Origin of the sequence: Aquabacterium sp., assembly GCF_014378415.1 — a bacterium.
Taxonomy (GTDB): domain Bacteria; phylum Pseudomonadota; class Gammaproteobacteria; order Burkholderiales; family Burkholderiaceae_C; genus Aquabacterium.
Window position 1 is genome coordinate 1 of record NZ_JACMNS010000091.1, and the last position, 9046, is coordinate 9046.

7 protein-coding genes are annotated in these 9046 nt (G+C 65.8%); 2 read left to right on the plus strand and 5 right to left on the minus strand.

Going from position 1 to position 9046, the window contains the following annotated elements; genetic code table 11:
- The 4 genes from H7225_RS08265 to H7225_RS08280 form a co-directional block, all read right to left on the minus strand.
- Nucleotides 1–875 (minus strand): alpha/beta fold hydrolase (locus tag H7225_RS08265; RefSeq protein WP_290660692.1); only part of this gene is annotated, 875 nt, incomplete at its 3' end.
- A 98-nt stretch (nucleotides 876–973) separates the two neighbouring features.
- A complete protein-coding gene (gene glpK, locus H7225_RS08270) occupies nucleotides 974–2473 on the minus strand; it encodes a glycerol kinase GlpK (protein ID WP_290660694.1) in 1500 nt (499 codons plus the stop codon).
- 1 nt (nucleotide 2474) lies between these two features.
- The gene (locus H7225_RS08275) at nucleotides 2475–3293 is read right to left on the minus strand and encodes a DeoR/GlpR family DNA-binding transcription regulator (protein WP_290660696.1); all 819 of its coding nucleotides are present in this window, start codon (nucleotides 3291–3293) and stop codon (nucleotides 2475–2477) included.
- 54 nt (nucleotides 3294–3347) lie between these two features.
- Entirely contained in the window at nucleotides 3348–5072 is a 1725-nt protein-coding gene (locus H7225_RS08280) for a diguanylate cyclase (protein WP_290660698.1), read from the minus strand.
- A 99-nt stretch (nucleotides 5073–5171) separates the two neighbouring features.
- Between H7225_RS08280 and glpD the strand changes: the two genes are divergently transcribed.
- Entirely contained in the window at nucleotides 5172–6812 is a 1641-nt protein-coding gene (gene glpD, locus H7225_RS08285) for a glycerol-3-phosphate dehydrogenase (protein WP_290660700.1), read from the plus strand.
- Between the two features lie 376 nt (nucleotides 6813–7188).
- On the opposite strand, the gene H7225_RS08290 is transcribed toward glpD, so the two are convergent.
- Nucleotides 7189–8259 (minus strand): AraC family transcriptional regulator, encoded by a 1071-nt coding sequence (locus tag H7225_RS08290; protein ID WP_290660702.1) that lies wholly within the window; start codon nucleotides 8257–8259, stop codon nucleotides 7189–7191.
- 92 nt (nucleotides 8260–8351) lie between these two features.
- Between H7225_RS08290 and H7225_RS08295 the strand changes: the two genes are divergently transcribed.
- On the plus strand, nucleotides 8352–9046 hold a 695-nt coding region (locus H7225_RS08295), incomplete at its 3' end, for an SDR family oxidoreductase (RefSeq protein WP_290660704.1).

A 9046-nucleotide genomic window follows, 5' to 3' on the forward strand; every position in this document is an offset into this window, starting at 1 on the left:
AACTCGCGCACCGCCTGCGCAAACACCTGCGGTTGCTGCAGCGTGACCCAATGCCCTGCCTGCAACTCCCGCCGCGTCAGCTTTGGCACCCAGCGGGCCAGGTCGGCCGTCAGGGCGGGGCTGATAAAGCGGTCCTTCAGGGCCACCAGCAACAGCACGGGCGCATGGGCAAAACGTTCACGCGGGCGCATCGTGCAGGCGAACACATTGGCGCGGTACAGGTTGATGCCCAGGGCGCCGTCTTCGGCCTGCGAGGCCCGGGGCTCGATGTGGGTGCCTTCCACCCAGCGCATCAGGCCGGGCCAATGGCGGCCCAGCACCCGGCGCCACAGGGCCTCGGGCAGCCAGGGCAGCTGGAAGAAATAGATGTACCAGGACTTGAGCGATTGCAGGCCCAATTGGCCCAGGCCAGACAAGCTGGGGTGGCGCAGGCGGTCGCGTATCCAGAAACCCACGTGGTCCAGCGATGGCCCCGAGCACGAGGTGTAAGACGCGATGCGCCCTGCCAGCGCCGGCTCGGTGACGAACTCCCAACTCTGCACCGAGCCCCAGTCGTGCGCGACCAGGTGCACGGGCTGGTCGGGGCTGACCGCGTTGATGATGGCGGTGAAGTCTTCGGTCAAGCGGGCCAGCTTGTAGTCGGCCACGGCCTGGGGCTTGAAGGATTCGCCCGCGCCGCGCACATCGTAGGCCACCACGTCAAAGTCTTGCCGCAGGTGCTGGGCCACGGCCTCCCACTTGCTGCTGTTGTCGGGGTAGCCATGCACCAGCACCATGACGGGCTTGCCCGTGGTGCCCCAGCGTCTGAGGGCCAGGCGGCCGCCTGGGGCTTGGACAAAGGAGGTCGTGCTGGGGGGCGTCATGGTGTCGTTCATCCGGTCGGATGTTACTGACTCGCCGGTCAGTGGCCTAGGGTGCCACGCGACAGCAGGGAACTGCCCGCGACATTCGGCTTGCGGGTCTTCCTGGGGGTTCAGGTGGTGCAGGTCTGGCGCACGGCACGCTCCCATTGCGCCATCAGTTCTTGTGCGCGTTCGTGCGGCAGGGTGGGGTGGAAGACGCGGTCGGTTTGCCAAAGGCGGGCCAGGGTGGCGGTGTCTTGATAAACCCCGCACGACAGGCCGGCCAGAAAAGCCGCCCCCAATGCCGTGGTCTCGACCACCTTGGGCCGCACCACCGGGATGCCCAGCAGGTCGGCCTGGAACTGCATCAGCAGGTTGTTGACGCAGGCGCCGCCGTCCACGCGCAACTCGGTCACCGGGTGGCCCCCGGCGGCGACGGCATCGCGGCTCATGGCCAGCAGCAGGGCGGCGCTTTGAAAGGCGATGGATTCGAGCGCCGCGCGCGCGATGTGCGCCACCGTGCTGCCCCGCGTCAGGCCGACGATGGCGCCGCGCGCCTCGCTGTCCCAATAGGGTGCGCCCAGGCCGGTGAAGGCGGGCACGAAGATGACGCCGCCCGAATCAGGCACGCTTTCAGCCAGTGATTGCACCTCGCTGGCGGCGCGGATGGCCTGCAGCCCGTCGCGCAACCACTGCACCACGGCCCCACCGATGAAGACGCTGCCTTCCAGCGCGTACTGAGGATGCGGCCCGACCTGGGCGGCCGCCGTGGTCAACAGGCCGTTGGCGGAGGGCTGGGCCAAACCGCCGGTGTGCATCAGCATGAAGCAGCCGGTGCCATAGGTGTTCTTGGCCAGGCCGGCGTTGAAGCCCGCTTGCCCGAACAGCGCGGCTTGTTGGTCCCCCGCGATGCCCCCAATCGGCAGGCCTTTCAGGCCGCCCACCTCGGCCACGCCAAACGCGTGGCTGGACGGGTGCACGCTGGGCAGCAGCGAAGGCGGGATGTCGAGCAGGGCCAACAGCTCCTCATCCCATTGCTGGGTTTGGATGTTGAACAACAAGGTGCGCGAGGCGTTGCTGACATCGGTGGCGTGCACGCGCCCGCTGGTCAACTGCCACAGCAGCCAGCTGTCCACGGTGCCAAAGGCCAGCTCGCCGCGTTCGGCTGCAGCGCGCGCACCGGCCACGTTGTCGAGCAGCCACTTCAGCTTGGTCCCTGAAAAATACGGGTCGATCACCAGGCCGGTCTTGTCGCGGATGATGTCGCTCAGGCCGCGCTCACGCCATTGGGCGCACAGGCTTTCGGTGCGGCGGTCTTGCCAGACGATGGCGTGGGCCAAGGGCTCGCCGGTGTCGCGCCGCCACAGCACGGTGGTCTCACGCTGGTTGGTGATGCCGATGGCGCGCACGTCGGTCAGGGCATGGCCTTGCGCCTTGGCTTGCTGCAAGGCGGCCAGGGCGGTGTCGCGCTGGCTGGTCCACAGCTCGATCGGGTCGTGCTCAACCCAACCGGGGCGCGGGTAGATCTGGCGGATCTCGCGCTGGGCCTGCGCCAGGATCTGGCCGTGCTCGTCGAACACGATGCTGCGCGAACTGGAGGTGCCCTGGTCCAGGGCGAGGATCAGGGCCATGTCAGGGGGCGATGGTCAGTGCCACGCCAGCCTCTTGCAACATCGCCGGGAAAGGCGGGGGAGGCAGGGCTTCGGTGAACACGCGTTTGATGTGGTGCAGGCGGCCTGATTCGGCCAGCGCGGCCTGGTTGAACTTGCTCACGTCGGTGGCCAGCCAGCATTCGCGCGCCTGCGTCATCATGACTTGGGCCACGGGCAGCTCGCGCAGGTCGATGTCGCGCATGGTGCCATCGGGGTCGATGCCCATGGCGGACTGGATGGTGATGTCCACCTTGAACTGCTGCAGGAAGGCCACGGTGCTGTCGCCTTCGAGCGCGCAATCGCGGCCTCGCAAAATGCCCCCGGCAATGTGCAGCTTGCAGTCAGGGTGTTCGCTCAAAACCTGGGCGGCGTGCAGGTTGTGCGTGATGATGCGCAGGCCGGGTCGGCGCAGCAACTCGCGCGCAATCGCCTCAACCGTGGTGCCATTGCCCAGCATGATGCTGGCGCCATCGGGGATGGCGGTGACCACTGACCGCGCGATGCGCGCCTTGGCATCGGCGCGCAGGGCTTGCCGCTCTTTCCAGGCGCCCACCGACGGCGCGGTGCGCGGCAGGCTGACGCCACCGTGAAAACGCACCAACAGCCCCGCGTCGGCCAGGCGCTGCACATCGCGGCGCACGGTCTGCATGGTCACGTTCAGGCGCAAGGCCAGGCGTTCGACCGAGACGGCGCCGCGTGCGCGCACTTCCTCAAGCAGCGCGATCTGGCGGGGGTTGGGACTCCAGTCGTCGCGGGGGGGCGCGGCAGCGGCTTCCTTCGTGGGCAGGGTGCTCGTCATGACTATCAGGCTAAACGAAAAGAAAGTGACAGTAATGAAAAAAACCGAGCTTGCCTAGTGGGGGATGACTTGACCTTGGGATTCGGTGGCAGAGACGACACGGTTGCGTCCGCTGCGCTTTGCCTCGTACACGGCCTGGTCGGCTGCCTGGAAGAGCGCGGTAGCCGCTTCGCCATCAAAGGGCGAGGCCGCGACGCCGAAGGAGGCCGTTACCTTGATCGATGCACCCGCTGCCGTGATCTTCAACTGCGGCAGGCTGTCGCAAATTTGCTGGGCTTTCAGCATGGCCGCGTCTTTGGTGCAATCGGGCAGGATCAGCACAAACTCCTCGCCGCCGTAGCGGCAAGCCACATCGCTGGCGCGGACCATCTGCGCCATGTGGCGGGCTGCGGTCAACAGCACGGCGTCGCCGGCAGGGTGGCCGTGCGTGTCATTGACCTTCTTGAAATGGTCCAGGTCCGCAACGACGATCCCGACCGAGGTGCCGTTGCGCTGGGCCCTGGCCAGTTCGCGGGTCAGGGTCTCTTCCATGTAGCGGCGGTTGAACAAGCCAGTCAGAGGGTCTTTGATCGATTGGTCGCGCAGCACCTGCCGCAGCTTGGCGTTCGACAGCGTCAGGGCCACTTGCTCGGAGATCGTCTGGGCCATGGCTGCGGCCTGTTCCATCGAACGGGCGGCGTCTTGGATGGCGGCACTGGATTGCACGTTCATCAGGCCCAGCACTTCGCCATAGGCAATCAAGGGCAGGCAGAGTTCGAAATGGCCAGTGGACCCTGCGGCCCTCGGAGATGCGTGCGTGCAGCGCAGGTCTGCGGCACCGCTGCAACGGTGGACCTGGCCGCGGCGCAGTCCCCAGCAGGTTTGGGGCTCCAGCATGGTCGCCACCTCGGGCACCGACCCCCAACTGCCCGCCAGTGCCAGCAAGTCTTCCGAGTTGCGGTACAGGTAGATCGTGCCGACGGTGCCGGGCAGCAGGCGGCTGCAGAACAGCCCGGTGACTTCCAGGGCCTCGATGGGCGTCATTTCGGTCTGCAGTAAGCGTGACATTTCGCCCAGGATGGACATCTCATCGTTGTGGCGTCGCAATGTCGCCATCCCGCTTTCCAGTTCTTCGCTGACGCGGTAGGCCTGGGCGGCCGACTGTTCTCCGCGCCGGATGGTGCGGGCCATCATGGCGGCCAGGTATCCCAGCAATCCCAAGGACAGCAGCGTGCTGATCACCGAAAAGGCTGTGGCGACCCAGGTCTTGGCGCGCAACTCGGTGTCCCGCTCCGCCAGTTCGTGCACTTCGATGGCGCCTAGCTCACCGGAGATGCGGCGGATCTCGTCCATGTAGTGCTTGCCCTGCCCGGAGGTCACGATGGGTTCGGCTGCGGCAAAGCCGCCGGTCTGGCGCAGTTCCACCACCTTGGCCAGCCCGCTGAGCCGGTGTTGGGCGTTTTGGAGCAGATCGTTCACCCGTTTTCGGTCACCCGAGCTGTTGTGCTCATACCGCTGGTTCAGTGTTTGCAATTCGCCGGGCAGTACCGCCAAGGCGGCGTGATAGGGCTGCAGAAAGGCATCTTTGCCCGTGATGACATAGCCGCGCTGGCCGGTTTCTGCATCGATCAGCAACTCATGCACGCGCCGAAGCGCCGTGAGCCGGTCTTCCACCTGCTGGCGGTTGTCGCGGGCTTCGTTGATCCAGGTCAGGCTCAGGGGCAGCACCGTCGCGGTCAACACTATGATCGCCGCCGCCGTGATGCCGCCCAGTTTGAGTCGGGAGGGTTGGAATTTCACAAGTTCTGTTTCGGCATGGCGGACAGAAACTGAAGGGCAGGGGCCATGGGCGAAGGCCGCAAAGTATGATTTGCGGTCAGGTGAATAAGGAGACCTCGTTTGTCAACGACCAGTGCTGAGGCTTCATCGGCGGATCACCATTGCGATGTCCTCGTGGTGGGCGGCGGCATCAATGGCGTCGGCATCGCTCGCGATCTGGCCGGGCGCGGTTGGAACGTGGTGCTGTGCGAGCAAGACGACCTGGCCAGCCACACTTCGTCAGCGTCCACCAAGCTGATCCACGGCGGCCTGCGTTACCTGGAATACGGTGAGTTCTCCCTCGTGCGCAAGGCCCTGGCCGAGCGTGAGTTGCTGCTGCGATCCGCCCCGCACATCATGTGGCCGCTGCGCTTTGTGTTGCCGCACGATGCTTCCATGCGCCCTGCCTGGATGATCCGCATGGGGCTGTGGTTGTACGACAACCTGGCGGTGCGTGATTTCCTGCCTGCCAGCAGCACAATCAACCTGCGCGGCCATGCGCTGGGCGCGCCCTTGAACGCCAAGTGGACCAAGGCCTTTGTGTATTCCGATGGCTGGGTGGACGATGCCCGGCTGGTGGTGCTGTGTGCGATGGACGCCGCCGAACGCGGTGCGATGATCCTGCCGCGCACCCGCTGCGAGAAGCTGCAAGCCATGCCCGGTGGTTGGTTGGCCGAACTGGTCAACCGTGATCCGACCACGCAAGAATCCACGCACACAATCCGCATCCGGGCGCGGGCCGTGGTCAACGCGGGCGGGCCCTGGGCCGAGCACATGCTGCGGCAGGTCATGGGGGTGCAAGCCAAGGCTTCTTCGTCCAGCAAACGTGATGCCTCGAACGCGCACCTGCGTTTGGTCAAGGGCAGCCACATCGTGGTGCCGCGCATCTTCAACCACGACCATGCCTATATCTTCCAGGGCGAAGACCGGCGCATCATTTTTGCCATCCCGTATGAGCGCAATTTCACCCTGATTGGCACCACCGATGTGGAGCACAAGGCCGCGCCCGGGGCGGTGGGTGTCGATCCTGAAGAGGTGATGTATTTGTGCCAGCACGCCAGCCGCTACTTCCGCCAGGCGGTGCAGCCGGGCGATGTGGTCTGGCAGTTCGCGGGGGTGCGCCCTTTGCTGGACGACGCCAGTGGCAAGGCCTCGGCCGTGACGCGCGACTACCGGCTCGAGGCGCATGCCTTCCCTTCGCCGTGGTTGACGGTGTGGGGCGGCAAGCTCACCACCTTCCGCTTGCTGTCAGAAGAAGCGGCCGACCTGGTGGGGCGCCAGTTGGGCGAGTTGCGCCACCGCTGGACGGCCGATGCGGTCTTGCCTGGCGGGCAGCTGACCGATTTGATCGACGAGGTGGTGCACCCTGAGCTGGACATGACCGAGTTCCAGTCGCGATTGCGCCGACGTCATCCCTGGTTGGATTTGGGCTTGATGCGGCGCTGGACGCGCGCTTATGGCAGCCGCGTTTTGCGCCTGCTGGATGGCGTAATCTCGCGGGCCGATTTGGGTGCGGAGGTGGCGCCCGATTTGTACGAGATCGAGCTGTTTTACCTGAAGCGGCACGAGTGGGCGCACACGGCCGATGACATCTTGTGGCGGCGCAGCAAGTTGGGGCTGCACTACACGCCGGAGCAGCGCCAGGCGGTGGCGGATTGGCTGCTGGCGCAGGCGGCGCCGGGGCGCACGCTGGGGTTTCACCACAGTGGGATGAGTCGCTGAGGGGGTTGTTTTGTCTTTGCAGGGGGGGGGGCGCGGTGGATTCGGCGGTGACCAGCCACAGACTGCGGCCGTGGCATGCCACCAGCGGGGCGAAACACGGGCTGAGTGGGTATTCGGTGGGGCGTCTTGTTGGTGCTGAGAAGCGCAGTGCCGAGGCGGGCACGCGACAGCGTGCATCGTCATCTGACCTGCCGGAGTTGTTTGAACGAAGCGGATGCAATCCGCGCAGTGAGTTCTCCGGCACCACCTCGGCACGAGCATCGCAAGGCAGTCCCGCTAACAGCGGGACCACCAACATGAAGCCCTGCCGAATACCCACACAGCCCGCGCCCCGCGCTGCCAATACAAAGCCCTCAAATCTGCGCCAAGCACATCCTCAACCGCCCTTGACAAGCGCCTGCCGCCACCGCAAAGGCGCCACCCCCGACCAACGCTTGAAGGCCCGAGAAAAAGCGCTCTGCTCTGAATAGCCCAACAACGCCCCCACCTCGGCCAGCGTCAACCGGGGATCGCGCAAATGCAGCTCAGCCACCTGCTGCAAAGCCGTCTCGCGCAGGTCTCGAAAGTTCAAACCCTGCTCGGCCAGCCGCCGGTAAAACACGCGTGGCGACAACCGCAACGCCTGCGCCACCTGCGCCAACTCCGGCGTGCCATGCGGCGCCAAATGGGCCACCACGCGCCGCGTCATCTCCGCCAAGTCGCCCGCATCAGGCAACTGCGCCATGGCCGCGTCCACCTGCTCCTCCATGAGTTTCAGCAGCATGGGATCGGCTTGCCGCAATGGGGCCATCAAGCTGCCCAAGGGAATGGCCAGCCGCGTCATGGGCTGGTTGAAACGCACCGGGCAATCAAAGTAAGCCTGATAAGGCCGCAAGTCAGCCGGGGCCGGGTTCACAAAATCAACCTGGGCCAAGGGCAGTTGCTGGGCACACACATCGCGCCCAAACTGCACCAGGCCAGCGATGCCCGACTCGTCAAACAAAGCCCCCGGCTTGCCATGCGCGATGCCCCACTGCAGCTCCAGGTTGCCCCCTTCAATGCGGTGCTGCACCGGGTTGATGTCGTGCACCAGCCGGTGGTAGCGCTGGAGGCGCTGCAGCGCGCCCCCCAGGTTCTCGCAGGCCAGCAGCACATAGCCCAGCGCGCCCAGGTGCGCAGGCTGAATGGTTTGTCCCAGGTGCAGGCCCAGCAAAGGATCGTGCAGGCGTTCGGCCGCCTTGATCAGCAGCTGGCAATAGGCCTCGGCCGAGAATCGCCCCAACTGGTTGGCATCGCCCACATCCAGGTCGCGGGGCAGCACCTCGTGGGGCGCAACGCCCTTCGATTGCAGGTATTGGCTCAGCACCCGAACCAGGGTGAGCGGCACCATGCCTTGCACCACATCGCGCTCGTACAAGCGGGGCGGCAGGGGCGGGCGTGAGGAGGTGGTGGTGAGCGAGGCGGGCATGGATGAAATTGTCAAATTCCAGGTCGATCAGGTCAAGACGGGTCATCCCTGCCTGGCTATCCTGATGAGAGTCCATTCAGGAGCCTTCATCCATGAGCAGTCCACCCCGTCCCAGCATCTTCATCACCGGCGCCGCCGCTGGCATCGGGCGGGCGGTGGCCGAGCGCTTTGCCAAGGCGGGCTGGTTCGTGGGCTTGTATGACGTGGACGAGGCTGCGGTGCAGGCCCTGCGCCAGCAACTGGGGCCCGATCGCTGCCACGCGGGCCGTCTGGATGTGTCGCGTGCCGATGATTGGGCGCCGCAGTTGGCCGCCTTCTGGCAGGCCGCGGGCCAGCGCCTGGACCTGCTGTTCAACAACGCCGGCGTGGCCGTGACCAGCCTTTTCGAGGACGCCGAACTGGCCCGCCACCACCGCCTCATCGACATCAACCTCAAGGGCGTGGTCAATGGCTGCCACAGCGCTTTGCCTTGGCTCAAGCGCACCCCGGGCGCGCGGGTCGTCAACATGTGCTCGGCCTCGGCGCTGTATGGCCAGCCCATGCTCAGTACCTACTCGGCCACCAAGGCCGCCGTGCGCAGCTTCACCGAGGCGCTCGACATCGAGTGGCAACGCCATGCCATCCGCGTGGTCGACGTGCTGCCCTTGTTCGTCAACACGGCCATGGTGCGCGACGACGTCAGCAAGATGAAAACCGTGCAGACCTTGGGTGTGCGCCTGAGCGCCGACGACGTGGCCCGCACCGTTTGGCGCCTGTCGCAAGGCAAGCCATCGCGCTTGCCCGTGCA

What these genes read in the sequence shown, in the direction of transcription:
- glpK (WP_290660694.1), bottom strand. Translation starts at nt 2,473, where the DNA reads ATGGCCCTGATCCTCGCCCTGGACCAGGGCACCTCCAGTTCGCGCAGC.
- H7225_RS08275 (WP_290660696.1), bottom strand. Translation starts at nt 3,293, where the DNA reads ATGACGAGCACCCTGCCCACGAAGGAAGCCGCTGCCGCGCCCCCCCGC.
- H7225_RS08290 (WP_290660702.1), bottom strand. Translation starts at nt 8,259, where the DNA reads ATGCCCGCCTCGCTCACCACCACCTCCTCACGCCCGCCCCTGCCGCCC.